Origin of the sequence: Lichenibacterium dinghuense, assembly GCF_021730615.1 — a bacterium.
In the GTDB taxonomy this organism is placed as follows: Bacteria; Pseudomonadota; Alphaproteobacteria; order Rhizobiales; family Beijerinckiaceae; genus Lichenihabitans; species Lichenihabitans dinghuensis.
Window position 1 is genome coordinate 5,105,115 of record NZ_JAJLMN010000001.1, and the last position, 23,545, is coordinate 5,128,659.

Genomic DNA, 23,545 nt, shown 5'->3' on the forward strand with positions numbered 1-23,545 from the left:
CCCGCAATCCGCCGCCCGCAAGCGCTATCCGCGTCTCTCTACTCTTCGTCCGTAGTCTTGTGCTCCGGACGAAGCGAAGATTTGCCCCAGGCCCGAGCATAGTTTCATGGGAGCCTCGCCGTCCTGCGGGTCAGTGCGCCAGGATCGCCAGCAGCAGCAGCGCCACGATGTTGGTGATCTTGATGGCGGGGTTCACGGCGGGGCCGGCCGTGTCCTTGTAGGGGTCGCCGACCGTGTCGCCGGTGACCGAGGCCTTGTGGGCTTCCGAGCCCTTGAGATGGCGCACGCCGAGCTTGTCGACGAAGCCGTCCTCGAAGCTCTTCTTGGCGTTGTCCCAGGCGCCGCCGCCCGATGTCATCGACACGGCCACGAAGAGCCCGTTGACGATCACGCCGAGCAGCATGGCGCCGAGCGCCGCGAAGCCGGACGCCTTCGAGCCAGACAGGAACAGCACGCCGTAATAGGCCACGAAGGGCGCCAGCACCGGCAGGAGCGAGGGCAGGATCATCTCGCGGATGGCGGCGCGCGTCAGCATGTCGACCGCGCGGCCGTAGTCGGGCCGCTCGGTGCCCTGCATGATGCCGGGCTTGGTCTTGAACTGCCGCCTCACCTCCTCGACGACGGCGCCGGCCGCGCGGCCCACCGCCGTCATGGCGATGCCGCCGAAGAGGTACGGGATCATCCCGCCGAAGATCAGCCCCGCCACCACGTAGGGGTTCGACAGGTCGAACGACACGGTGCCGATGCCGCGGAAATAGGGGATCGTGGCTCCGTGCGCCGCGAAATAGGTGAGGTCGTTGGAATAGGCCGCGAAGAGCACCAGCGCGCCGAGGCCCGCCGAGCCGATGGCGTAGCCCTTGGTCACCGCCTTGGTGGTGTTGCCCACCGCGTCGAGCGCGTCCGTGGAATGGCGCACCTCGGCCGGCAGCCCGCTCATCTCGGCGATGCCGCCGGCGTTGTCGGTGACGGGGCCGAAGGCGTCGAGGGCCACGATCATGCCGGCGAGGCCCAGCATGGTCGTGACCGCGATGGCGGTGCCGAACAGGCCGGCGAGCTCGTATGTCGAGATGATGCCCGCGATGATCACCAGCGCGGGCAGGGCGGTCGCCTCCAGCGACACGGCGAGGCCCTGGATGACGTTGGTGCCGTGGCCTGTGACCGAGGCCTGGGCGATCGACACGACTGGGCGCTTGCCGGTGGCGGTGTAGTATTCGGTGATGACCACGATGAGGCCGGTCACGATCAGGCCGACGATGCCGGACCAGAACAGGTTCAGCCCGGTGATGGTGCGCCCCGCCACGGTGCCGAGCGCGCCCCAGCCCGTGATGGCCGCCGTGGCCACCGCGAGGCCGACGATCGACAGCGCGCCGGTGACGATCAGCCCCTTGTAGAGGGCGTTCATGATGTTGTTGCCGGGGCCGAGCCGGACGAAGTAGGTGCCGGCGATCGAGGTGACGATGCAGGTGCCGCAGATGGCCAGCGGGTAGAGCATCATCGAGCCCAGCACCGGCAGGCCGGCGAAGAAGATCGAGGCCAGCACCATCGTGGCCACGACCGTGACGGCGTAGGTTTCGAAGAGGTCGGCCGCCATGCCGGCGCAGTCGCCGACGTTGTCGCCGACGTTGTCCGCGATGGTGGCGGGGTTGCGCGGGTCGTCCTCCGGGATGCCGGCCTCGACCTTGCCGACGAGGTCCGCGCCGACGTCGGCGCCCTTGGTGAAGATGCCGCCGCCGAGCCGCGCGAAGATCGAGATCAGCGACGCGCCGAAGCCCAGCGCCACGAGCGCGTCGATGACCTCGCGGTCGAGCGTGTTGTCGGGTCCGGTGCCGTGGCCGAGCAGGCCGGTGAGAACGCCGTAGGTGACCACGACGCCGAGCAGCGCGAGACCCGCGACCAGCAGGCCCGTCACGGCGCCGGCCTTGAACGCGATGTCGAGCCCGCCCGCCAGCGAGCGGGTCGCGGCCTGGGCGGTGCGGACGTTGGCCCGCACCGACACGTTCATGCCGATGAAGCCGGCCGCGCCCGACAGCACCGCGCCGACCAGGAAGCCGACCGCGACCGCCCAGGACAGCAGCAGCCCGAGCCCGACGAAGATCACGGCCCCGACGGCGCCGATGGTGATGTACTGCCGCCGGAGATAGGCCTGCGCGCCTTCAGCGATGGCGCCCGCGATCTCCTGCATCCGGGCGCTGCCGGGGTCGGCCGCCATGACCTCCCGCACCGTCACGACCCCGTAGGCGACCGCCAGGACGCCGGACAGGATGATCAACCAGGTCGCCACCATCGCGCCGCGCCTCCCCGAGGGGGCACGCCGGACCGGCATGCCCGATTCGCTTCGTTTGGGGCGTCCGGTTCGCTCCGGGCCACCCTCTTGACGAGAGGATGCGCCTGAAACCCGAGCTTTCGCAACCGGCTTCGCGACCGGTCCGCGAAGCTCGGACCCGACTAGCCACCATCGGCGTGTGGCCGATCCGCCGGGGACGCGACCGGCAACCAAGCCGAAGCCCGCGCCGTTCGCTCGGCGGACCCCGACCTCGCGAGCCCGCCATGCCCATCGACCCGTCCCGCTACCGCCTCTGCCTCGTCACCGACCGCGCGCTCGGCCGCGGGCGGCCGTTGGTGGAGATCGTCATGGAGGCCGTCGCGGGCGGCGTCACCATGGTACAACTGCGCGAGAAGAGCGCCACCACGCGCGCCTTCCTCGAGGAAGCGCGGGCGCTGAAGGCCGCGCTGGCCGGCCGCGGCGTGCCGCTGATCGTCAACGACCGCACCGATGTGGCGCTGGCGGTCGGCGCCGACGGCGTCCACGTCGGCCAGACCGACATGCCGGTCGAGGCCGTGCGGGCCATCGTCGGGCCGGACGTGGCGATCGGCCTGTCCATCACCGACGCCGGTCAGATCGCCCGCGCCGACGCGGGCGCGGCCGACTACCTCGGCATCGGGCCGCTGCACCCGCAGAAGACCAAGCCCGACGCGTCGGCGCCGCTCGAGCTCGGCGGCTTCGCCAAGCTCCGCCGCATGACGGGCAAGCCCGTGCTGGCGATCGGCGGCGTCAAGGCGGAGGACGTGCCGATGCTGGTGGAGGAGGGCGCGACCGGCGTCGCCGTGGTCAGCGCCATCATGGCGGCCGAGGACCCGGAGGTCGCCGCGCGGGCCTTCGTCGACGCCTGGAAGAGCGAGACGCGCTGAGGCGGCTTGCGCGGGCCCTCGGCGCGGTCCAGCATCGGCGCGGCGGTCACGGCCGATCGAGCGCCGGGGCGAGCGATGCGGCGGCAGGGGTGGATGGGACGACGACGATGAAATGCACTTTGGAGGTCGAGTGCACCCCGCTGGAAGCGCGCCAGTTCTTCGGCCTGCCCGACGTGCAGCCGCTCCAGGCGACGATCATGGCGGAGGTCGAGAAGAAGATGCTGGCCGAGATGGAGCGCTTCTCGCCCGAGGGAGTGCTGAAGAGCTGGCTGTCGATGTTCTCGCAGTCGCCCGAGCAGATGCAGCAGACCTTCTCCAAGCTGATGTTCACCGGGCTCAACCGCACCAAGGCGTGAGCCCGCCGCGGCAGCTCAGGTCGCGGGCGGGCGCGGTCGATCGATGTGGCCGAGGTCCCGGCCCGGGTCGAGCCGGTCGCGCACGCGGGTCTTCAGGGCCTTGACGTCCGGGAATCCGCCGTCGCGCTTGCGTTCCCAGACCTCCTCGCCGTCGACCGTGATCGCGAAGGCGCCGCCGGTCGACGGCACCAGCGTCACCGCGCCGAGGTCGGTGCCGAAGGTCGACAGCAGCTCCTGCGCCATCCAGGCCGAGCGCAGCAGCCAGTTGCACTGCGTGCAGTAGGTGATGACGATGGCGGGTTTTCGAGGATCGGACATCGGTTCGGTCTCGCTGAAGGCGCCCCGGCGGACCCTCTCTATGCACCGCGGCGGCCAGGATGTCGCGGCGCGCCGCCGAACCCCGGCCCCGGCGTCGGGCCGCCCGTCTTCCCGCGGGTCGTCGGCGGCACCGAGCGTTCACGGATGGTTCATCGCGCCGGTGGCCGCATCCCGGCCGGCCGCGCGAGGGGAGCTTGCCACGGATGAGGCGTGACGAGGAGGTTCGACGGCAGCCGACGGCGGCCCGCGGTGCGGGAGCGGCCCCGACGGACGACGATCTGCAGCCGTCCGAGGGAGAATCCGAACGGGTCATCCTGCTCGCTTCCGCGCTCCTGGTCGCCGCCTTCTGGACAGCCCCCCTCGTGGGCGTGCCGATCTCCGCCGCGGCGGCCGGTGCCACCCTGGTGTTCGTCGCCCTTGTCGCGATGCTGGTGCGGGAGATGCGCGGCAAGCGGCGGCGGCGCGCGACCGAGCGCGAAACGCTCGCCGAACTCCGCCTCAGCCGCAGGCGGTTCAAGCTCCTGGCCGACCACTCGGCCGACATGATCGTCGAATCGGACCGCGACATGGTCCGCCGCTACGTGTCGCCTGCGAGCCTGACCGTGCTCGGCTACCGGCCGGACGAGCTGGTCGGCTCGTCGGTGATGGGCGTCGTCGATCCGGAGGACGTTCCGGCCTACCGGGCCCGCATCGAGAGCCTGCTCGACGGGACGCAGGACCGGGTCGTGACCACGCAGCGCTACCGGCGCAAGGACGGCCGCTCGGTGTGGACCGAGAGCCACATCCAGGTCGTGCGCCACTCCGTGACGGGCGAGCCGGACGGCTACGTGGGCAGCCTGCGCGACATCACGGAGCGGCACGACGCCGAGGCGGCGACCCGATCCAGCGAGGCCTTCCTGCGCGGCGTCATCGACGCCAGCCCGGACTGCATCAAGGTCCTCGACCTCGACGGGCAGGTGTCGTTCATGAGCCGCAACGGGCTCTGCCTCCTGGAATTCGACCGCCCCGACGAGCCGCTCGGGCGCGACTTCGCCGGGCTGTGGCCGCCCGCGACGCGCCCGGCCGTGCGGTCGGCGATCGCCGCCTCCGCGGCCGGGGCGACGTCCCGGTTCAGGGCCGACTGCGCCTCCGCCAAGGGCAACCCGCTGAAGCTCGACGTGGTGATCGCGCCCGTCCGGGACGCCGACGGCCGCCCCGAGCGCCTGCTCGTCCTGTCGCGCGACGTGTCGGCCGGCGTCGCGGCGGAGGACGCGCTGCGCCGGGTGCGGGACCGTTACCGCCTGCTCGCCGAGAACTCCTCCGACGTCGTGATGCTGCGCGAGCCGGGCCCCGACGGTGCCGCCCTCTACGTCTCGCCGTCCTGCGCGCGCGTGCTCGGCTGTCCGCCGGACGAGGCGGCGGACGGCTGCTCGTCGGCCCTGATCCATCCGGACGACCGCGCCGCGGTGCGGTCCCTGCTGGATCGGCTCGGCCCCGAGGACGGCATCCGGCTCCACACCTACCGCGTGCGGCGGGCCGACGGCGCCTTCATCTGGGTCGAGGGCGCGTTCCAGGTGGCGGAGCGGGCGGGCGAGCCGACCGTGGTGGTGGCGCTGCGCGACGTCACCGAACGCCAGCAGCGGGCCGAGGACCTCGCGGCCGCCAAGGACATGGCCGAGCGGGCGCAGCGCGCCGCCGAGGACGCCAGCGAGGCCAAGAGCGACTTCCTCGCCGCCATGAGCCACGAGATCCGCACGCCGCTGAACAGCATCATCGGCTTCACCGACCTGATGCTCGATTCCGGCGAGCTGCCCCCCGGCGCCGCCCGGCACGCCGAGCTCATCCGCGCGGCGGGCGCGGCCCTGCTCACCGTCGTCAACGACGTCCTCGACTTCTCGAAGGCCGAGGCCGGCGCGGTCGAGCTGGAAGCGATCCCGTTCGCGCCCGAGGCGCTGGCGCGGGGCTGCGCCGACATCCTGCGCGGCTACGCCGGCACCAAGGCGCTCGACATCGAGGTCGAGATCGGCGAACGCCTGCCGGGAAGCCTCGTCGGCGACGAGGGGCGATTGCGCCAGGTGCTGCTGAACCTCCTCAACAACGCCGTGAAGTTCACGGCGCACGGCCGCGTCGTCCTCCGGGTGTCGAGCCTCGGCGCGTCCGAGGCGGGCGGCGAGACGGTCCGCTTCGAGGTCGCCGACACCGGCATCGGCATCGCCGAGGACAAGCAGCACCGCCTCTTCGAGCGCTTCTCCCAGGTCGACAGTTCGGTCGCCCGGCGCTTCGGCGGCTCCGGCCTCGGCCTCGCCATCTGCAAGCGCCTGGTCGAGCTGATGGGGGGCGCCATCGGCGTCGCCAGCCGCGAGGGCGAGGGCTCGACCTTCTGGTTCACCGTGACCCTGCCGCCCTCGGCCGTGGACGTCGCGGCCCCTCCGCAAGCACCCCGCGTCGGCGCACCGCGGAAGGCCCGTATCCTGGTGGTCGAGGACATCGACATCAACCAGCGCCTCGCCGTGGCGCTGCTCGAAGCCCTCGGCCACGCCGTCGACGTGGTCGGCGACGGCGCGCAGGCGGTCGCCGCCGTCGCGGCCGAGAGCTACGACCTCGTGCTGATGGACGTGCAGATGCCGGGCATGGACGGCGTCACCGCGACGCGCCTCATCCGCGGCTCGGAGGGGCCGCATCGCGCCGTGCCGATCGTCGCCATGACGGCCAACGTTTTCCCAGAACAGGTGCGCGCCTTCCGCGAGGCCGGGATGGACGGGCACCTCGGCAAGCCCTTGAACCGCGCGCAGCTCCACGCGGCCGTGGCGCGCTGGACGGCTGGCGGCGCCCGGCCGGCCGAGCCGGCCCCGGACGACCGCGCGGAGCTGCCCTTCGACGAGGCCGCCTACGCCCAGCTCGGCACCTATCTCGGCCCGGCCCGCCTCGACGACGTGCTGGCCCGCCTCGTGGCCTCGCTGCCCCAGCGCTTCTCCGGAAGCTCCGCCACGGCGCCGGAGGACGTCCGGCGCTGGAAGGCGGACGCGCATGTCGTGCTGTCCGTCGCCGGCATGGCCGGCCTCGCGGAACTCGCGGCCCGTTGCCGCGCGCTGGAAGCGGCGATGCCCGGCAGCGAGGGTTACGCGCAGGGCCTCGCCGCAGTGCGACTCGCCCGCGACGCCGCCGTGCAGCGCGTCATCGCGCTCCGGCGCGACCTCGCGCGGCGGGAGGACGCGGCCTGAGGCGATCGGGCCGCGCTCGACCTCAGATCGACGGGTCGACGCCCGTCGGCATGCCGCCGACCGAGCCGATGTAGGACCGCACCCGCACCCGCCCGTGGTCGGTGTCGCGGCGGGACGTCACCGACGACTCCTCCTCGCCGGGGATCGGCGTGCGCTCGGGTCCTGGCGACACGGCCGATTCGGGCGCGAGGTCGATGCCCGCGCCGGGATCGGACGTGCCGACGCCGATGCGCTCGCGGACGTCCTTATTCGCGCCCTCGTCCACCATGGGGTCGTGGCGCTGCTCGCCCTCGAAGCCGGTGGCGCCGGGCGGCACGCGGTTGCCTCCGGCCGACAGCGGCCGCTCGGGCGCCCAGCCCTCGGCCTTCCACGCCGTCTCACGCTCGTCGAGGTTCACGGCGCCGTCGCGGTCGAGAATGTCGATGGCCCGCTCGTACCCGGCCTCGCCGGTGTGGACCGCGAGCGCGATCCCGCCGCGGGACAGGCCTTCCTGATAGGTGGCCTTGTCGTCCTCCGGCATGAAGACGAAGATGTCGAGCAGCGCGCGAAACAGGCCGACGTCGCGCTTCGGCTCGGCCCGCGCCTGGGCGGCCTCGCCGGCGACGACGTGGATGTCGGATTCGGCGAAGCCGGCGGCGAGGAGGTCCGCCTTGGCGTGGTCGGCCTCGGCCTGTGACTCGAAGAAGGCCGTCACCGTCTGGCGGCTCGAAGCCTCACCCGCGGTTGCTGCTGCGCTGTCCATCGCGTTCCTCCCTTCGACGAGAAACACGTCGACCGGCGGGGGCGTTCCATGCTCTTCGGCCTGAACCGGGGTTGGGCGCCCCGTCAGCGCAGGGGGGGCCGGGCGCCGAAGATGGCCGTGCCGACGCGGACGTGGGTGGCGCCGAGCTGGATGCCGAGCTCGAAGTCCGAGCTCATGCCCATCGACAGCGCGGGCACGCCGTTGGCGGCGGCGATCTTGGCGAGCAGCGCGAAATGCGGCGAGGCCTGCTCGTCCGCGGGCGGGATGCACATCAGGCCGGCCACGTCGAGGCCGAGAGCGCCGCGGCAATGCTTGAGAAAGGCGTCGGCGTCGCCGGGCAGGATGCCCGCCTTCTGCGGCTCGGCCCCGGTGTTGACCTCGACGAAGAGCTTCACGGCGCGGCCGGCGCGGGCGATTTCGGCCGCCAGCGCCTCCGCGATCTTGGGCCGATCGACGGTCTCGATGACGTCGAAGAGCTCGACCGCCTCGCGGGCCTTGTTGGACTGCAGCGGGCCGATGAGGTGGAGCTCGACGCCGGGGAAACGCTCGCGCAGCTCCGGCCACTTCCCCTTCGATTCCTGGACGCGGTTCTCGCCGAACACGCGGTGCCCGGCGTCGAGCGCCGGGGCGATGACATCGGCGGCATGGGTTTTCGACACCGCAACGAGCGACACCGAGGCGGGGTCGCGGCCGACGTCGCGGGCCGAGAGCGCCACGCGGGCCGCCACCGCGGCGAGGCAGGCGGGGACGTCGTCGGGAGCGGTCTCGGTTGCGGTCACGGCAGACGTCCTATTGTGGCCGTGGACGGATGAGAGCATCCTCGGCCCGGCGGAGGCGCCCTTATGGCACGGGTGTGAGGAGCCGGCGATGCAGGAGCGTGATGTGTCGACGGCATCCTACGAGGACGACGTTTACGGTTGGTCGGTCCGGCAGGCCGAATTGCTGCGGGCAGGGCGCTACGACGACGTCGATATGGAGAATGTGGCCGAGGAGATCGACAGCTTGGGCAAGTCTCAGGTTGCTTCGCTGGAGTCGTGCTATCGCCTCATTGCCGTACACCTCCTCAAGGTCCTCTTTCAGCCCGAGCGGTTGACTCGAAGCTGGCAGGTCACGATCGTCAGAGAGCGGCTCAATGCTCAAAGCTGGCTCGATGCCAGTCCGAGCCTGAAGCCACGGCGAGCCGCGTTGTTCGAGAAAGCCTACAGTCAAGCGCGAAGGCTGGCCTCGGCCGAGACCGGGCTGTTGATGAGGACGTTTCCGGAGTGCGCGCCCTTTACACTCGAAGAATTGTCCAGCGAGGACTACCAGCCCTGGACGTCGCTGGCAGACCCCGCCGCGCCCGGGACCTGACACCCCGCTATCGCGACGCCAGCATCGCGGCCCGGTTGCCCGAGCGGATCGCGCCCTCGATGGTCGAAGGCAGGCCGGTCTGCGTCCAGTCGCCGGCGAGCAGCAGGTTGCGCCAGGCCGTCTCGGGGCCGGGGCGCAGCGCGTCCTGCTCGGGCGAGGCCGCGAAGGTCGCGCGCTTCTCGCGGATGATGCGGTGGCGCGGCAGCACGTCCGGGTCGTGGCCCGTCACGGCCGCCACCTCGCGCCACAGCTTGGCGGCCAGCTCCTCCTTGGGCGTGTCGAGGTAGCGGTCCGCGTCCGAGATCGTCACCGACAGGCGGCCCGCGAAGGAAAACACCCACTCGGACGCGCTGTTGACCAGCCCGATCATCAGCGGATGGCCGGGCGGCGGGTCCGCGAGGAAGTGCGCGTTGACGATGGAGCGGAAGTCCGTCGGCACCGACAGGCCGGGCACCAGCGTCGCGGCCACGGGCGCCGTCACGGCCAGGATCACGCCGTCGCCCGGCGCGAGCGCGGTCGGGCCGTCGTCCTCCGCGAAGTCGAGCGATGAAACGCGGCCCCCGTCGGTGGTGAGGCCGCGCAGGCGGTGGTCGAACCGGATCTCGACGCCGCGCCGGCGCAGCGTGTCGAGCGCGGGGTCGACGAAAGCCTCGGCGAGGCCCTCGGTCGCGACCAGCGGCCGGCAGGCGTCGCCGCCCTTGGCGAGCGACTCGCGCACCACGGCGCCGGCCAGAGCCGCCGAGGACGTCTTCGGGTCGGTGTTCAGCGCCGCCACGAGCAGCGGGTGCCACAGCCGGTCCCACAGCGGGCCCTCGCAGCGCATCACGTCCTGGATCCGGTCGCGCGGGCCGGCACGCAGCAGCTTGCCGAGCCCGAGGTAGTCGCGCCAGCCCGTGCCCGGCACGCGGCGCCGCGCCACGAAGATCCACCACGGCAGGCGGCCGGCGTTGGGGATCACCTGCCAGCGCGCGCCGGTGGCGAGGTCGGCGAAGTCGAAGGCCGCGTCGCGCGTCGGCTTCAGCTTGTCGGAGGCGCCCACGGCCGCGACATAGTCGGCGACCGCCGTGTTGCCCGACAGCACGAGGTGGTTGCCGTTGTCGATCACCGTGCCGAGCGCGGGATCGTGGTAGGAGCGGCAGCGCCCGCCGGCGTGGCGCGACGCCTCGTGCAGCACGATGCGGCGGCGCGCGGGGTCGAGCTTCAGGGCGGCGGCGAGGCCCGCGAGGCCCGCGCCGACGACGTGGATCGTGCCGCCCATCAGAACAGGCCGTGCCGGACGAACGAGATGAGGAGCTTCAGCTTGGGTTTCCTCACGCGTTGGCGGGGCGCCGAGAAGCCCCGCTTCGCCGTCGCTTCGAGCACCGCGCCGTAGACGGCGCCCATCAGCCGCGGCGCCCGCGTGGTGCGGCGGGGCTCGCGCGCCATGATGGCCTGCGCTTCGGCGAAGTGGCGCCGCGCTTCCTGGACGATGGGCGCGCAGACGCGGGGCAGGGCGGGGTCCGCCGCCACGACCGTCGGGTCGGTCGAGTGGATGCCGGCCGCTTCGAGCTTCTCGCGCGGCAGATAGAGGCGCCCCATGGCGGCGTCCTCGTCGATGTCGCGCAGGATGTTGGTCTTCTGCAGGGCGCGCCCGAGGTGGTGCGCGAGGCCGGGGCCGTTGCGCTCGGACACGCCGAAGATCATCACCGACAGGCGGCCGACCGCGGAGGCGACGCGGTCGCAGTAGAGATCGAGCTTGGCCTCGTCCGGCGCGCGGATGTCCTCCGCGGCGTCCATCGCCATGCCGTCGATCACGGCCACGAAGTCCTCGCGGCGCAGGCCGTAGCGGCGCACCGCCTCGGCGAGGGGGGCGGTGTCGGGGGTGGGGCGGCCGGCATAGAGGGCGTCGATGCCGTCGCGCCAGCGCTGCAGGCCGGCCGAGCGTTCCTCGCGGGTGCCGCCCTCGTCGGCCACGTCGTCGACGGCCCGGCAGAAGGCGTAGACGGCGTACATGGCTTCGCGCTGCGGCTTGGGCAGGATGCGCATGCCGGCGTAGAAGGACGAGCCGGCCGCCTGCGCGGCCTGCGCCACGCCGACGCCGGCCTGGGACGCCGCGCTCACGCCCGGCCCACCCGTGCGGCGGCCGGCGCCGCGGGGCGGCGCAGCAGGCGGCCCAGCGCCGTGCGGGCCGCGCCGGCGCCGCCGATGCGCAGATATTCGAACTTGTTGTGGTGCACGCGCTCGCTCAGGGGATCGTGGCTCATCAGCGTGGTGGTGAGGTGGCGCGCCAGCGCGATGATGACGGCGCATTCCAGGCTCATGCGGAAGTCCGCCACCTGCCGGGGCAGGACGCCGCCGTCGTCGAGCAGGCCCATGGTGCGGACGGCGAGGTCGCGGATCAGCCCGCGGAGCGCCGGCGAGGCCTTGTCGGCCCGCAGCGCCTCGACCGTGAGGCCGGCCGCCGCGAGCGCGTCGTCGGGGATGTAGACCCGGTCGAGGTCCCGGAAGTCCTTCCCGCAGTCCTGCAGGTGGTTGATGATCTGCAGGGCGGCGCAGACGGCGTCCGACGCGGCCCAGGTGGAGTCGCTCTCGCCGTGCACGTCGAGCACGTAGCGGCCCACCGGCATGGCGGACAGGCTGCAATAGTGGATGAGGTCGGCCCAGTCGGCCGTGCGGTTCTTCGCGACGTCGAGCCGGAAGGCCGCGATGAGGTCCTGCGCGTGGCGCGGCGTGAGCCGCCGCTCGGCCAGCACGGCGCGCAGCGGGCGCGCCACGGGCTCGTCGTCGCGGCGGCCGAGCAGCGACTGTTCCAGCCGGTCGAGGTGGTCGAGCTTCTCGGCCTGCGTGAGGGTGGCGTGGTCGGCCACGTCATCGGCGGCGCGGACGAAGTTGTAGAAGGCCATCACGGCCGGCCGGTGCCGCGCCGCGATGAGGTGGGACGCCACGGGGAAGTTCTCGTCCGTGTGGGTCTTGCCCGACGCGACGTCGCTGGCTGTGGTCATGCTGCTGTCTGGTCCCGCCCGCCCGGTGTTCCGTCCGACTCTTAGGTGAAAAGAAGGGGCGTGGAAAGCCGCGGGCCGAGCCCCCGGCCCGGCCGGCCCTCATTCGGCGGCGGCGCCGCGCTTCGGCATATAACCCTTCTGCCGCAGGTGCTTGGCCAGGATCTGCCGGATCGCGTCCGACACCGTCGGGATCGGCGTGCGGGTCCGGCGCCACTCGTCGACGGCCTTCAGCATCGCTTCGTCGAAGCCGATGACCTTCTTCACCGGGTAGAGCTGGGGCCGGGGCATGGCGAGCCTGGAGCGAGAAACGTCGGCACGGCGGTTAGGGGCGTATAACGCGTATGTCAAACGCCGACGCGCGACAGCCAGTCGCGCACGCCCGAGACCGACCTGAAGTCGTCGAGGCTGCGGGCCGGGACCTCGGAATGGGCGCTCCCCGCCATCTCGGCGAGGGCCCGGCCCGGCCCGAGTTCCAGGACGGCGGTCGCCCCGGCCTCGACGGCCGCCGCGAGGCAGTCTGCCCAGCGGATCGTGGTCGAGATCTGCCGGGCCAGCCGGTCGCGGCCGTCGGCGACGTCGATCACCGGCGCGGCGTCGATCCCGGCGAGCAGCCGCACCCCGGCCGGCACCGGCGGGGCGGCCGCGAAGCCGTCGAGCGCAGCGCGGAAGGCCGATGCGGCGGGCGCCAGCTTCGGCGTGTGCGACGCCACCGCGACGCCGACGCGCCGGACGCGGCCCGCGCCGGCCGCCTCGGCCCCGGCCGCGAGCGCGTCGAGCGCCGCGGCCGAGCCGCCGAGCACGACGGCGTCGCCGGGGTTGACGATCGCGACCGCGCCGCCGTGCTCGCGGCACAGCGCGTCGACGGCGGCGCGCGGCAGGCCGCGCACGAAGAGCAGGCCGTCGCCGGGATCGCTGGCGGCGTCCATGGCGCGGGCCCGCTCGACGGCGAGGTCCAGCGCCGCCTCCGGCGCGATCAGGCCCGCCGCCGCCCAGGCGCCGACTTCGCCGACGCTGTAGCCGAGGACGATGCGGCGGCCGCGCGCGAGTTCGGGCAGCGCCGCCAGTGCCGCCACGGCCTGCAACGTGCAGAGCACCTGGCCGGTGCGGTTGGCGTGGATGTCGGGTGCGTCGCCGCGCACCAGGGCGCGCGGGTCGCGTCCGCCGAGCAGGGCGCCCGCACGGTCGAACAGGGACGATGCCGCCGCGGCCTCGCCCGTGACGGCGAACATGCCGGCGTGCTGCGGCCCCTGGCCGGAACAGATGAGGGCGAGCGTCACAGCACCTCCGAACGTCGTCTCGCGATCGATCGCCAGACCGGCGAGCACGGCCTCCCCCAACGGCCCGCGCGCGGCACGGGGTCCGCCGCGCTTCCCCGCCTCGCGGCGAGGGACATCCGCGGGCCGCCGCATTCCGCCCACGTTTTCGCTGGACCGTGGCCGCGCTGGGACAGGCGGGTGTGTCCGGCCCTCCCTTGTCGGGACGGAAGGCGGCGTCTAACGATGTGTTAACGTCGTCCGACGAAGAGATCGGTCCGGTCCTTGCGTGTGCCATCCCGGTGGCGCGCTGCCGAACAAGCGAGTCCCGCATTGACAGCATGGCGCGATAGTTTCCGGTCCAGGGCGTCGACGCTCCTGCCGACCGTCCTCGCCGCCGCTGCCGGCGCCGTCATCCTGCTCGCCCCCGTGTCCACCGAGAACGCCGCCGCCAACGGCGAAGCGCGCACGATCCACCTGCACCACGCCCACACCAAGGAATCGATCGACGCCACCTACATGGTGGACGGGCGCTACGACCCCGTGGTGCTGGAGAAGCTGAACTGGTTCCTGCGCGACTGGCGCCGGGACGAGCCAACCCACATGGACCCGAAGCTCTTCGACACGATCTGGGAGGTGTACCGCGAGTCGGGCTCCCAGCAGCCCATCGAGGTGATGTCGGCCTACCGCTCGCCCGAAACGAATTCCATGCTGCGCCACGCCACGCGCGGCGTCGCCGAGCACTCGCAGCACATCCTCGGCAAGGCGATGGACCAGCACTACATGGACGTGCCGATGTCCAGGATCCGCGAGCTGGCCATGCGGCTGCAGCGCGGCGGCGTCGGCTTCTATCCCACGGCCGGCACGCCCTTCGTGCACATGGACGTCGGCGGCGTGCGCCACTGGCCGCGCATGAGCTACGACCAGCTGTCGCGCCTGTTCCCGGACGGGAAGACCGTGCACATCCCGTCGAACGGCCAGCCCCTGCCGGGCTACGAGATGGCCCGCGCCGAACTCGCCGCGCGGGGTGACAGCTTCGACTACCCGACCGCCGGCGAGGTGAAGTCGAAGGGCTTCTTCGCCTGGCTGTTCGGCGGCGGGGACGACGACGGCGACGGCGAGGCCAACCGCCAGGGCGGCGTGCCGCGGGACGCGGCGCCGGCCCCCCGCCGGGGCGGGACGCGGCTCGCCTCGGCCGACAACGCGCCGGTCGGCAGCGTCGCCGACTCTTCGGCCGACCGCCACAACGGCGACCGGCCGGAGCTCGGCGGCGGCGGCGGGTCCATCTTCTCGCTGTTCAGCTCGAAGCCGGCCGAGCCCGCCCCCCAGGCGGAGCCCGCACCGACGCAGGCCAGGACGGCGCGGGGCCGCGCGCAGGTGGCGTCGCTGCCGCCGACCCAGACCGCCGACGCCGACGCGCAGGCCAAGCTCGCCGCCGAGATGCAGCGCCAGGCCCAGGCCGCCGCCGAGGCCCAAAAGCAGGCCGCCGCCGAGGCTCAGAAGCAGGCCGTCGAGGCCCAGCGTCGGGCCGCCGAAGAGCGCGCCGCGGCCGCCGCCCAGGCTCAACCGGCTCCGCAGCTCGCCCCCGTCGCGCCAGCCGTCGTCGCGCCCGCGGCCAGAACGGCTCCTGCGGTGCAGCAGGCGGCGGGCGACCGGGCCGCGCCGCTGCCGCCGCGCCGCCCGACGGAGCTCGCCGCCGCCGCTCCGGCGCTCCCCGCGCGCTCCGCCGACGCGGCCGCTTCGCGCAGCGATCATGCCCCGACGCCGGGCGCGCGTCAGGCCGTCGCCGCGGCCGTGCCGCCCTCCGCCCGCACCGGCCTGCCGGCCGCGATCACGCAGGGCGTCGGACAGGCGGCCGCCGCGCCGCACGTCCTGGCCTTCGCGACGCCCGCGTCCGCCGTCCCGCTGCCCGTCGCGCGGCCCCCGCTCGTCGCGGCCCGGCTGGACCGCTCCAACTTCCGCAGCCTGACCGGCGCCACGCCGGCGGACCACCTGCCGGCGCGCGCCGGCGTCGGTTCGTCCGTGGCGGCGCTCCGCCCCGCCGCCCAGGCCACCGCGGCCTCGCTGGCGAGCGACGGCGGCGCGCCCCGCCGCGGCTTCGGCGCGCGGGCGACGGATCTGTCGACGGGCAGCTTCTCGGGCTCGGCGACCTCGCCACAGGAGCGCGTCAGCACCGCCGCCTCCCGCAAGCGTCCCGCCGCCGCGGCCGCCGACGATTGACCCGCGCCGGCCGACGTCGCATTGGATCGGGCGTCCGCCGGCCGCGTCTCCCGACCCGGCCGGCGCCTGTCATGATCCGGTGCCGGCTCGCCTCGGGCGAGGGCGCCCGACGCCGAGGGAGCGCTCGCCCATGCAGAAGTTCGATCACCTGAGCGGCGTCGCCGCCCCGCTCAGGATCGCCAACGTCGACACCGACAAGATCATCCCGTCCCAGTATCTGAAGACGATCAAGCGGACGGGCCTCGGGCGCGGCCTGTTCGCGGAGATGCGCTACAACGACGACGGCTCGGACGACCCCGCCTTCGTGCTGAACCAGCCGGCCTACCGGGACGCCACCATCCTGGTCGCGGGCGACAATTTCGGCTGCGGCTCGTCGCGCGAGCACGCGCCCTGGGCCCTGCTCGACTTCGGCATCCGCTGCGTGATCTCGACCAGCTTCGCCGACATCTTCTACAACAACTGCTTCAAGAACGGCATCCTGCCGATCGTGGTCACGCCCGAGCAGCTCGAGATGCTGTTCGACGACGCCGAACGCGGCGCCAACGCCCGCGTGTCGGTGGACCTCGTAGCGCAGGAGATCCGCGGGCCGGACGGCGGCGCGATCCACTTCGAGATCGACGCCTTCCGCAAGCACTGCCTGCTCGAGGGCCTCGACGACGTCGGCCTCACCATGGCCAAGACCGCCGAGATCGAGCGCTACGAGGCGGCCGTCTCCGGCGCCCGCCCCTGGACCTGAGCGGCCCGCCGCGCCCGACCCGAGCTTTTCCAGCGTCCTGCGCGCCGCCGGGTGAACCCCGGCGGCGCCGGGACGTTGGACCCTGCATTTTCACACGGGAACACCCTTCCATGGCCGCGATCAAGAAGCTGTCCAAGTTCACCGTCACCGAGGCGGGCGAGGACTTCAACCTCCACATCGAGGACGAGGCCGGCCATGTGCTGGAGCTCAGCGCCACCCGCGACCAGGTCGACATCATCGCCGACACGCTCGACGAACTGCTGTCCGAGGACGACTCGGCCGACGAGATCGAGGACGACGAGGACGAGGACGGCGAAGACGAGGAGGACGAGGACGAAGTGAAGGACGAGGCGGGCGCTGGGAAGCGCTGAACCGGGTCGCCGTCGTCTGGGACCTTGCGGCGGGAACGGCATAGGTTAACGTCGCGCGTCCCGCCGCGGGCGGGCGACGGAGCGTCCGCATGAGAGCCATCCCCCGCGCGTTCCCCGCGGCCCTCGCCGCCGCGGCCCTCGCCGCCGCGGCCTTCGCGGCCGCCGGGCCGTGCGCGGGCGCCGCCGAGCAGGCCGGCTTCCAGGCCTGCCTGGCCGGGCTCAGGGCCGGCGCGCTGGCCCGCGGGGTGGCGCCCGCGACCTTCGACGCCGCGACCGCCGACCTCCAGCCCAACGACGTCCTGCACTTCCAGGACGAGCAGCCCGAGTTCACCACCCCGGTGTGGGACTACATGGCGGGCCTCGTCGACCAGGAGCGCGTCGACGACGGCCGCGCCATGCTGGCACGATACGCCGACGCCTTGAAGCGGATCGAGGCGCGCTTCGGCGTCAGCCGCTACGTGCTCGTCGCGCTCTGGGGCGTCGAGTCCGACTACGGCAAGAACTTCGGCTACCGGCCGGTCGTCCAGTCCCTCGCCACGCTGAGCTGCTACGGCCGGAAGCCGGCCTACTACCAGGGCGAGCTGTTCTCCGCCCTGTCGATCCTGCAGCGCGGCGACGTCAAGCCGGACCATTTCGTCGGCTCCTGGGCGGGCGCCTTCGGCCACACGCAGTTCATGCCGTCGACGTTCCTCAAGAACGCCGTCGACGTCGACGGGAACGGCCACCCTGACATCGTCGACTCGGTGCCGGACGCGCTGGGCTCGACCGCCTTCTACCTCGAGAAGTCGGGCTGGACCGCGGGGCAGCCCTGGGGGTTCGAGGTGAAGCTGCCCCAAGGCTACAGCGGCCCGAGCGGGCGCAAGAACCGCCACCCCATGGCCTATTGGACCTCGCGGGGGCTGCGACGGGTCGACGGCTCGCCGCTCGGCTCGGGCGCCGGCGGCCTGCTGCTGCCGGCCGGCCGCGACGGCCCGGCCTTCCTGGTGACGACCAACTTCGAGGCCGTCTTCGCCTACAACGCCGCGGAGGTCTACGCGCTGGCCATCGGCCACCTGTCCGACCGGCTGCGCGGCGCCGGCCCGATCGCGACGCCGTGGCCGACCGACGATCCGGGCCTCGCCCGCGTCGACCGTCGCGAGCTCCAGGAGCGCCTCGCCGGCAAGGGCTTCGAGGTCGGCAACCGCGACGGCGTCATGGGCACCAAGACCCGCGCCGCCATCGCGTCCTACCAGCAGTCGCTCGGACTGAAGCCGGACGGACGCGCCAGCGCCAGCGTGCTGAAGGCGCTGCAGGACGGGCGCTGAGCGCCGGTCCCTCCGCCGCTCAGAACGGCAGGCCGGGCAGGGGCTGCGTGCCCTCGGCCTTCACGGCCTGAAGCTCGTCGGGCGCGTAGCCGAGCGCCTTGAGGATCGTCGGGGCGATCTGCGCGGTCGCGACCGCGGCGTCGACCACGGCCGGCTTGATCCCCGGGCCGTACACCAGGAGCGCGACGTTGCGGTCGTCGAGGCTCATGCCGCCGTGCTCGGCGATCTTCTTGCCCGAGGTGAAGACCACGCCGGGATCGGTGGCGAGCACGAAGTCCGGGGCGCGGCTGTCCGTCGCCGGGTCGGCGAAGAGCGACGCCACGGCGGCGGGCGGCAGGATCGCGCCGATCCCGAGCGCCGCGCGGTGCTGCTCCAGGAAGGCCTCGGCCTCGGGCAGCTTCGCGTCGCGCTCGGCGGGCTTGAGCCAGATCAGGGCGCCGTCGTCGGCGTCGTGGAAGGCGTGGCCCGGCACGGCGTCGAGCGGCTTGTCCTCGGTCGGCCGGAAGGCGGCCGGGTCGATCGGGGACTGGCCGTGCTTGGCCGAGACGATCACCAGCGTGGAGCCGTCGAGCCCGTTCTCCTTGAGACCGGCGAGGAGTTCCCCGAGCGCGGCGTCGACGGAATCGAACTGCGCCGCGAGGCCGTCGTTGGGCCGGCCCGCGGCGTCGGAGTAGCCGCCCCTGGCGTCCGGCGGGTCGCCCGGCCCGGCCTTGGGCAGCTTCTGGCCGACGCTGACGGCCTGGAAGTTCATGCCGAAGAGGGCCGGGACGCCGACCTTGGCCGCCCCCGTCCCGTCGAGGCCGCGCATCATGTTGAGGAGCGCGGTCACGCGCTGCCGGTCGAAATCGCGCTCCGCCGCGAAGGAGCCCGTGGTCTTGACCTTCGTGCCGGGGATCAGCGCGTCCTGCTCCAGGGCGTAGAGCTCGTCGAGCCCCCGGCCGGAGAGGCCGGCCAGCCATTCGTAGGCGGGATGCTTGTCGGACCATGCGGTGCGGCCGCCGTGGCCGTGCACGACCTCGAAGGCCGTGTTCACGCGCAGGTAGTCGTGCGGGTAGACGGGGGTGCAGGCGTCGCTGCTCTTCCGCAGCGGCAGCTTCGCGGCGTCGATCTGCGTCATCGGCCGCCCGACCGCGCCGCCGGCGTCGGCGCGCTTGCTGTCGACGTCGATCTCGGAGGCGAAGGGCACCTCGGTGCCGGGCTCGCCCTTGCAGCCGGAGCTTGGCGGGAACAGCGCGCGGTCGTAGCTGTCGTCGTAGTAGATGCCGGTGGTGGCCGGCCCGCCACCCGTCACCTGGGCCGCGAAGCCCGGGAACGAGTCGGAGATCAGCGGCACCATGGCCTGCCGGTAGACGGCGCCGCCCTTCGCGAGGCGCGCCAGGGTGCCCTCCGGGTGAGAGGCGGCGTAGTTGGCGAGGTCCAGCGCGTGCAGGCCGTCGATCGAGATCAGCAGCACGTGGGCGTAGGGCGCGGCCGCCGCGGGCAGGGCCGCGCCGCCGAGAAGGGCGAGCGCGAGGGCGCCCGCGGCTCTGCGGCCGAGTTTCGTCATGGGGATCAGGTCCTTCCGCTCCGTCGGGGCGGACCGGGGCTAGCCGCCCCGCATGACCGTCGGATGACGGCGCCGAGCGACCCCGGTGCTCAGCGCGGCGCGCGGAGGCCGATGTCGCGGCGGCAGAAGCCTTCCGGCCAGTCCACCGCCTCGACGCCCGCATAGGCGCGCGCGCGGGCCTCGGCGACGTCGGCGCCGCGGCCGACGATCGTCAGCACCCGGCCGCCGTCGGCGAGCACGCGGCCGCCCTCGCCGCGGGTGCCGGCGTGCAGCAGGGTCACGCCGGGCAGGGCCGAGGCGGCGGCGAGGCCGCGAATCTCCGTGCCCTTCAAGGGCGCGTCGGGATAGCCGCGCGCCGCCATGACGACCGAGACCGCCACCTCCGGCCGGAGGCGGACGGGGCGCTCGGGCAGGGTGCCGCGGGCCACGGCCTCCAGCAGCGGCAGCAGGTCCTCGTCGAGCCGGGCCAGCATGGCCTGCGTCTCGGGGTCGCCGAAGCGGACGTTGAACTCGATCAGTTTCGGCCCGTCCGCGGTCAGCATGAGCCCGGCGAAGAGCACGCCGCGGAAAGGCGCGCCGCGTTCGCGCATGCCGCGCAGCGTCGGCTCGACGATCTCGGCCATGATGCGGGCCTGGAGGGGCGCGTCGAGCACGGGCGCCGGCGAGATCGCCCCCATGCCGCCGGTGTTGGGGCCGGTGTCGCCCTCGCCGACGCGCTTGTGGTCCTGCGCGGACGAGAACGGCAGGGCGCGCTCCCCGTCGCACAGGGCGAAGAAGGACAGCTCCTCGCCTTCCATGAAGTCCTCGACCACCACGGAGGCGCCGGCGGCGCCGAAGCCGCCGCCGAACATGAAGTCCACCGTGCGCTCCGCCTCGCCCCGGTCGGCCGCGATCACCACGCCCTTGCCGGCCGCGAGCCCGTCCGCCTTGATGACGGTGGGGTAGGGGACGCCGGCGAGTTGGGCCTTCGCGGCCTCGGCCGAATCGAAGCGCCCGTAGCCCGCCGTGGGGATGCCGAAGTCGCGCGCGAGGTCCTTGGTGAAGCCCTTCGAGCCTTCGAGCGCCGCGGCGGCGCGCGACGGGCCGAAGACCGGCACGCCGGCCGCCTCCAGCGCGTCGGCCACGCCGGCGACGAGCGGCGCCTCGGGCCCCACCACGACGAGGTCGATCCCTTCGCGCCGGGCGAAGCCCGTCACGGCGGCGGGGTCGCAGGGGTCGAGCGCGACGCCCGTGCCGAGCGCGGCCGTGCCGGGGTTCCCGGGCGCGACGAACAGCCGGCCGAGGCGCGGACTCGGCGCCAGGGCCGCGGCCAGCGCGTGTTCGCGGCCGCCCGCGCCGAGGATGAGGACGTCGATCGTGTCGGCCAATGGGATCTCGATGGCAGGGCTGGAGGTCGGCCCCGTTTGGCACGGATCCGAGGCGATTTCAAAAGGCCGCCGTTTTTCCGCGGCGTGCGAGGCGCGGCGGGTCGCCCCGCGCCGAAGGTTGTGCACCGCTTCCGGTTTCACCGGCCCTTAATCCGCCGCCGTTAGCCTCGACAGGATCGGCGGTCGCGAGGGGTGTGAAGGCGGACGATGGCGAGGGGTCGGGACGGCGGACAGGTGCGGCGCCGCGAACCCCGCCTCGACGACGGGCGCGACGGCGACCTCCGCGCCCACCCGGAGGACCGGCCCGGCCGCCGCCCGGCCCGCGCCGCGCGCGACGAGCGCCGTGAGCCATCCTTCGGCCCGCGCGAGGCGGAGCGCCGCCCGCGCCGCGGCGAGGTCGACATCGGCGACGAGCGCCGCGGCGGCCGGGGCGGGGGGTCGGGCGGGGGCGGGTCCTTCCGCGGCGGCCGCCGGCGGCGGAGCCTCCTCGGCCGGCTCGTGTCCTGGTGCTTCGTGCTCGGCATCTGGGCCGCGGTGGGCGCCGCCGGCGTCGTGGCCTATCAGGCGAGCCGCCTGCCGCCGATCGACCAGATCGCCGTGCCGAAGCGGCCGCCCAACATCGCCATCCAGGGCGACGACGGCACGCCGCTCGCCAACCGCGGCGACACCGGCGGCGCCGCCATCCGCCTCGGCGACCTGCCGCCCTACCTGCCGCGCGCCTTCGTGGCGATCGAGGACCGGCGCTTCTACAAGCACTGGGGCGTCGACCCCGCCGGCATCGCCCGCGCGGTTCTGGCCAACGCGCTGCACCGCGGCGGCGTGCAGGGCGGCTCGACGCTGACGCAGCAGCTCGCCAAGAACGTGTTCCTGACCCAGGAGCGCACGCTGTCGCGCAAGATCCAGGAGGCCATCCTCGCGGTCTGGCTTGAGCACAAATACACCAAGGACCAGATCCTCGAGCTTTACCTCAACCGCGTCTACTTCGGCTCCGGCTCCTACGGGGTGGAAGCGGCGGCGCTGCATTACTTCGGCCACCCCGCCGCCAAGGTGTCCGTGGCGGAGGCGGCGATGCTGGCGGGCCTGATGAAGGCGCCGACCAAGCTGGCGCCGAACCGCAACCCGGGAGGCGCCGTGGACCGCGCCGCCCAGGTGGTCGCGGCGATGCGCGACGAGGGCTACATCACCCCCGCCGCCGCGGCCGACGCGCTGGCCCACCCGGCCCATGCCGTGAAGGAGCGCGGCAACGGCGACGTGAACTACGCGGCCGACTACGTGATGGAGATGCTCGACGACACGGTGGGGGCCGTCGACGAGGACATCGTCGTGACCACCACGATCAGCCCCGCGATGGAGGCGGCCGGCGAGCGGGCGCTGGTCGACACGCTGAACAAGGGCGGTGCGAAATACGGCGTCAGCCAGGGCGCGCTCGTGTCGGTCGCTCCCGACGGCGCCATCAAGGCGCTGATCGGCGGCCGCGACTATGCGGACAGCCAGTTCGACCGCGCCGTGGCGGCGAAGCGGCAGCCGGGCTCGTCGTTCAAGCCCTTCGTCTACCTGTCGGCGCTGGAGGCCGGCCTCACGCCCGACACGGTGCGCGAGGACGGGCCGATCACCATCAAGGGCTGGCACCCGGAGAACTATTCCCGCGAATATTTCGGGCCCGTGACGCTCACCAAGGCGCTGTCGCTGTCGCTGAACACCGTGGCGGTGCGGCTCGGCGTCGAGGTCGGGCCCAAGACCGTGGTCGCGACGGCGCACCGCATGGGCATCGCGTCCGAGCTCCAGCCCAACGCTTCCATCGCGCTCGGCACCTCGGAGGTGTCGCCGCTGGAGCTGACGGCCGCCTACGCGCCCTTCGCGAACGGCGGCATCGCGGTGCAGCCCCACATCATCACCCGGGTGCGGACCGCGGCCGGCAAGGTGCTCTACCAGCGCCGCAACACGGCGCTCGGCCGCGCCGTCGACCCCGTCTACGTCGGCATGATGAACGCCATGATGCAGGAAACGCTGCTGACCGGCACGGCCCGCAAGGCGGAGCTGCCGGGCTGGCAGGCGGCCGGCAAGACCGGCACGAGCCAGGAGTGGCGCGACGCGTGGTTCGTCGGCTACACGGCCAAGCTCGTCACCGGCGTGTGGTTCGGCAACGACGACGGCACGCCGACCCGCAAGGCGTCGGGCGGCAACCTGCCGGTCGACGCCTGGAGCCGCTTCATGAAGGCGGCGCTGAAGGGCCAGGCGCCGGCGCCGCTGCCGGGCACGTGGCACCCGCCCGCGGCGCCGGCCGACGACGGCTCGCCCCTGGCCTCGCTCCTCGACCGCACCAAGGCGCTGTTGAGCGGCAACCCTCCGCCCGCGCCGCGCGGCGGCCCCGGCCAGGACACGACGGGCACGATCGCTTCCGCGGCGGCCCCGGCCGGCGCGGACGACCCGCGCTACAGCGACGAGCCCATGCCGGCCTCCGCCGTGCCGCCCGCCTCCGTGCCGGACGAGGCCCCCACCCGCCGCGATGCCGTGTCGCGCCGGGACCGCGGGCTGCTCGACAAGCTGTTCGGCGGTTGAACCGCCGGCCCGCCATTTCGCCCTCGATCCAGCTCTGTGCTAGACGTCCCGGC

General features: G+C 73.4%; 20 protein-coding genes. 9 read left to right on the top strand and 11 right to left on the bottom strand.

The annotated features are described in order from the left end of the window. Positions 1 to 130 precede the first annotated feature (130 nt). Positions 131 to 2,284: a sodium-translocating pyrophosphatase gene (locus L7N97_RS24525; protein ID WP_237480865.1), complete on the bottom strand. Its 2,154-nt coding sequence runs from the start codon at positions 2,282 to 2,284 to the stop codon at positions 131 to 133. Between the two features lie 263 nt (positions 2,285 to 2,547). On the opposite strand from L7N97_RS24525, the gene thiE reads away from it, so the two are divergent. Further along, a complete protein-coding gene (gene thiE, locus L7N97_RS24530) occupies positions 2,548 to 3,189 on the top strand; it encodes a thiamine phosphate synthase (protein ID WP_237480867.1) in 642 nt (213 codons plus the stop codon). A gap of 107 nt (positions 3,190 to 3,296) precedes the next feature. After that, complete coding sequence (locus L7N97_RS24535) at positions 3,297 to 3,545, top strand: DUF6489 family protein (RefSeq protein WP_237480869.1); 249 nt, start codon at positions 3,297 to 3,299, stop codon at positions 3,543 to 3,545. A 15-nt stretch (positions 3,546 to 3,560) separates the two neighbouring features. On the opposite strand, the gene L7N97_RS24540 is transcribed toward L7N97_RS24535, so the two are convergent. Next, positions 3,561 to 3,863: an Rdx family protein gene (locus tag L7N97_RS24540; protein ID WP_237480871.1), complete on the bottom strand. Its 303-nt coding sequence runs from the start codon at positions 3,861 to 3,863 to the stop codon at positions 3,561 to 3,563. 203 nt (positions 3,864 to 4,066) lie between these two features. Between L7N97_RS24540 and L7N97_RS24545 the strand changes: the two genes are divergently transcribed. Beyond that, positions 4,067 to 7,063, top strand: a complete 2,997-nt coding sequence (locus tag L7N97_RS24545) for a PAS domain-containing hybrid sensor histidine kinase/response regulator (protein WP_237480873.1) — start codon at positions 4,067 to 4,069, stop codon at positions 7,061 to 7,063. A 22-nt stretch (positions 7,064 to 7,085) separates the two neighbouring features. Here the strand turns inward: L7N97_RS24545 and L7N97_RS24550 are convergent, their stop codons facing one another. Then, positions 7,086 to 7,805, bottom strand: a complete 720-nt coding sequence (locus tag L7N97_RS24550) for a general stress protein (RefSeq protein WP_237480875.1) — start codon at positions 7,803 to 7,805, stop codon at positions 7,086 to 7,088. 83 nt (positions 7,806 to 7,888) lie between these two features. Further along, positions 7,889 to 8,584: a YggS family pyridoxal phosphate-dependent enzyme gene (locus tag L7N97_RS24555; protein ID WP_237480877.1), complete on the bottom strand. Its 696-nt coding sequence runs from the start codon at positions 8,582 to 8,584 to the stop codon at positions 7,889 to 7,891. An 88-nt stretch (positions 8,585 to 8,672) separates the two neighbouring features. On the opposite strand from L7N97_RS24555, the gene L7N97_RS24560 reads away from it, so the two are divergent. Beyond that, a complete protein-coding gene (locus tag L7N97_RS24560; protein WP_237480879.1) occupies positions 8,673 to 9,155 on the top strand; it encodes a DUF29 domain-containing protein in 483 nt (160 codons plus the stop codon). A gap of 7 nt (positions 9,156 to 9,162) precedes the next feature. Here the strand turns inward: L7N97_RS24560 and hpnE are convergent, their stop codons facing one another. From hpnE to L7N97_RS24585, 5 genes are all read right to left on the bottom strand, one after another. After that, positions 9,163 to 10,413, bottom strand: a complete 1,251-nt coding sequence (gene hpnE / locus L7N97_RS24565; protein ID WP_237480881.1) for a hydroxysqualene dehydroxylase HpnE — start codon at positions 10,411 to 10,413, stop codon at positions 9,163 to 9,165. Further along, positions 10,413 to 11,255 carry a presqualene diphosphate synthase HpnD gene (hpnD, locus tag L7N97_RS24570; RefSeq protein ID WP_309242844.1) on the bottom strand — a complete coding sequence of 281 codons (843 nt, stop codon included), beginning with the start codon at positions 11,253 to 11,255 and terminating at the stop codon, positions 10,413 to 10,415. The genes hpnE and hpnD overlap by 1 nt, the downstream gene beginning before the upstream one ends. After that, positions 11,252 to 12,136, bottom strand: coding sequence for a squalene synthase HpnC (hpnC, locus tag L7N97_RS24575; protein WP_237480882.1), 885 nt, complete (start codon positions 12,134 to 12,136; stop codon positions 11,252 to 11,254). The genes hpnD and hpnC overlap by 4 nt, the downstream gene beginning before the upstream one ends. 99 nt (positions 12,137 to 12,235) lie before the next feature. Further along, positions 12,236 to 12,424 carry a hypothetical protein gene (locus L7N97_RS24580; RefSeq protein ID WP_237480884.1) on the bottom strand — a complete coding sequence of 63 codons (189 nt, stop codon included), beginning with the start codon at positions 12,422 to 12,424 and terminating at the stop codon, positions 12,236 to 12,238. Between the two features lie 56 nt (positions 12,425 to 12,480). Next, the gene (locus L7N97_RS24585) at positions 12,481 to 13,413 is read right to left on the bottom strand and encodes an acyltransferase domain-containing protein (RefSeq protein ID WP_237480886.1); all 933 of its coding nucleotides are present in this window, start codon (positions 13,411 to 13,413) and stop codon (positions 12,481 to 12,483) included. 309 nt (positions 13,414 to 13,722) lie between these two features. Here L7N97_RS24585 and L7N97_RS24590 point away from each other — a divergent pair, with 309 nt between their 5' ends. From L7N97_RS24590 to L7N97_RS24605, 4 genes are all read left to right on the top strand, one after another. Next, positions 13,723 to 15,609, top strand: a complete 1,887-nt coding sequence (locus L7N97_RS24590; protein WP_237480888.1) for a peptidoglycan L,D-endopeptidase MepK — start codon at positions 13,723 to 13,725, stop codon at positions 15,607 to 15,609. Between the two features lie 130 nt (positions 15,610 to 15,739). Next, a complete protein-coding gene (leuD, locus tag L7N97_RS24595; RefSeq protein ID WP_237480890.1) occupies positions 15,740 to 16,345 on the top strand; it encodes a 3-isopropylmalate dehydratase small subunit in 606 nt (201 codons plus the stop codon). Positions 16,346 to 16,455: 110 nt separating this feature from the next. Further along, entirely contained in the window at positions 16,456 to 16,716 is a 261-nt protein-coding gene (locus tag L7N97_RS24600; RefSeq protein ID WP_237480892.1) for a hypothetical protein, read from the top strand. An 89-nt stretch (positions 16,717 to 16,805) separates the two neighbouring features. Beyond that, positions 16,806 to 18,020: a lytic murein transglycosylase gene (locus L7N97_RS24605; protein ID WP_237480893.1), complete on the top strand. Its 1,215-nt coding sequence runs from the start codon at positions 16,806 to 16,808 to the stop codon at positions 18,018 to 18,020. 19 nt (positions 18,021 to 18,039) lie between these two features. Here the strand turns inward: L7N97_RS24605 and L7N97_RS24610 are convergent, their stop codons facing one another. Together L7N97_RS24610 and purD are read right to left on the bottom strand one after the other, a co-directional pair. Then, positions 18,040 to 19,566: an alkaline phosphatase family protein gene (locus L7N97_RS24610; RefSeq protein ID WP_237480895.1), complete on the bottom strand. Its 1,527-nt coding sequence runs from the start codon at positions 19,564 to 19,566 to the stop codon at positions 18,040 to 18,042. 89 nt (positions 19,567 to 19,655) lie between these two features. Continuing rightward, positions 19,656 to 20,921, bottom strand: coding sequence for a phosphoribosylamine--glycine ligase (purD, locus tag L7N97_RS24615; protein WP_237482383.1), 1,266 nt, complete (start codon positions 20,919 to 20,921; stop codon positions 19,656 to 19,658). A gap of 219 nt (positions 20,922 to 21,140) precedes the next feature. Here purD and L7N97_RS24620 point away from each other — a divergent pair, with 219 nt between their 5' ends. After that, positions 21,141 to 23,492 (top strand): transglycosylase domain-containing protein, encoded by a 2,352-nt coding sequence (locus tag L7N97_RS24620; RefSeq protein ID WP_237480897.1) that lies wholly within the window; start codon positions 21,141 to 21,143, stop codon positions 23,490 to 23,492. Positions 23,493 to 23,545 lie beyond the last annotated feature (53 nt).

Excerpts from the sequence above, each read along its gene's own strand:
- L7N97_RS24525 (WP_237480865.1), bottom strand. The coding sequence starts at position 2,284 with ATGGTGGCGACCTGGTTGATCATCCTGTCCGGCGTCCTGGCGGTCGCC.
- thiE (WP_237480867.1), top strand. The coding sequence starts at position 2,548 with ATGCCCATCGACCCGTCCCGCTACCGCCTCTGCCTCGTCACCGACCGC.
- L7N97_RS24535 (WP_237480869.1), top strand. The coding sequence starts at position 3,297 with ATGAAATGCACTTTGGAGGTCGAGTGCACCCCGCTGGAAGCGCGCCAG.
- L7N97_RS24540 (WP_237480871.1), bottom strand. The coding sequence starts at position 3,863 with ATGTCCGATCCTCGAAAACCCGCCATCGTCATCACCTACTGCACGCAG.
- L7N97_RS24545 (WP_237480873.1), top strand. The coding sequence starts at position 4,067 with ATGAGGCGTGACGAGGAGGTTCGACGGCAGCCGACGGCGGCCCGCGGT.
- L7N97_RS24550 (WP_237480875.1), bottom strand. The coding sequence starts at position 7,805 with ATGGACAGCGCAGCAGCAACCGCGGGTGAGGCTTCGAGCCGCCAGACG.
- L7N97_RS24560 (WP_237480879.1), top strand. The coding sequence starts at position 8,673 with ATGCAGGAGCGTGATGTGTCGACGGCATCCTACGAGGACGACGTTTAC.
- hpnE (WP_237480881.1), bottom strand. The coding sequence starts at position 10,413 with ATGGGCGGCACGATCCACGTCGTCGGCGCGGGCCTCGCGGGCCTCGCC.
- hpnC (WP_237480882.1), bottom strand. The coding sequence starts at position 12,136 with ATGACCACAGCCAGCGACGTCGCGTCGGGCAAGACCCACACGGACGAG.
- L7N97_RS24580 (WP_237480884.1), bottom strand. The coding sequence starts at position 12,424 with ATGCCCCGGCCCCAGCTCTACCCGGTGAAGAAGGTCATCGGCTTCGAC.
- leuD (WP_237480890.1), top strand. The coding sequence starts at position 15,740 with ATGCAGAAGTTCGATCACCTGAGCGGCGTCGCCGCCCCGCTCAGGATC.
- L7N97_RS24600 (WP_237480892.1), top strand. The coding sequence starts at position 16,456 with ATGGCCGCGATCAAGAAGCTGTCCAAGTTCACCGTCACCGAGGCGGGC.
- L7N97_RS24605 (WP_237480893.1), top strand. The coding sequence starts at position 16,806 with ATGAGAGCCATCCCCCGCGCGTTCCCCGCGGCCCTCGCCGCCGCGGCC.
- L7N97_RS24610 (WP_237480895.1), bottom strand. The coding sequence starts at position 19,566 with ATGACGAAACTCGGCCGCAGAGCCGCGGGCGCCCTCGCGCTCGCCCTT.
- L7N97_RS24620 (WP_237480897.1), top strand. The coding sequence starts at position 21,141 with ATGGCGAGGGGTCGGGACGGCGGACAGGTGCGGCGCCGCGAACCCCGC.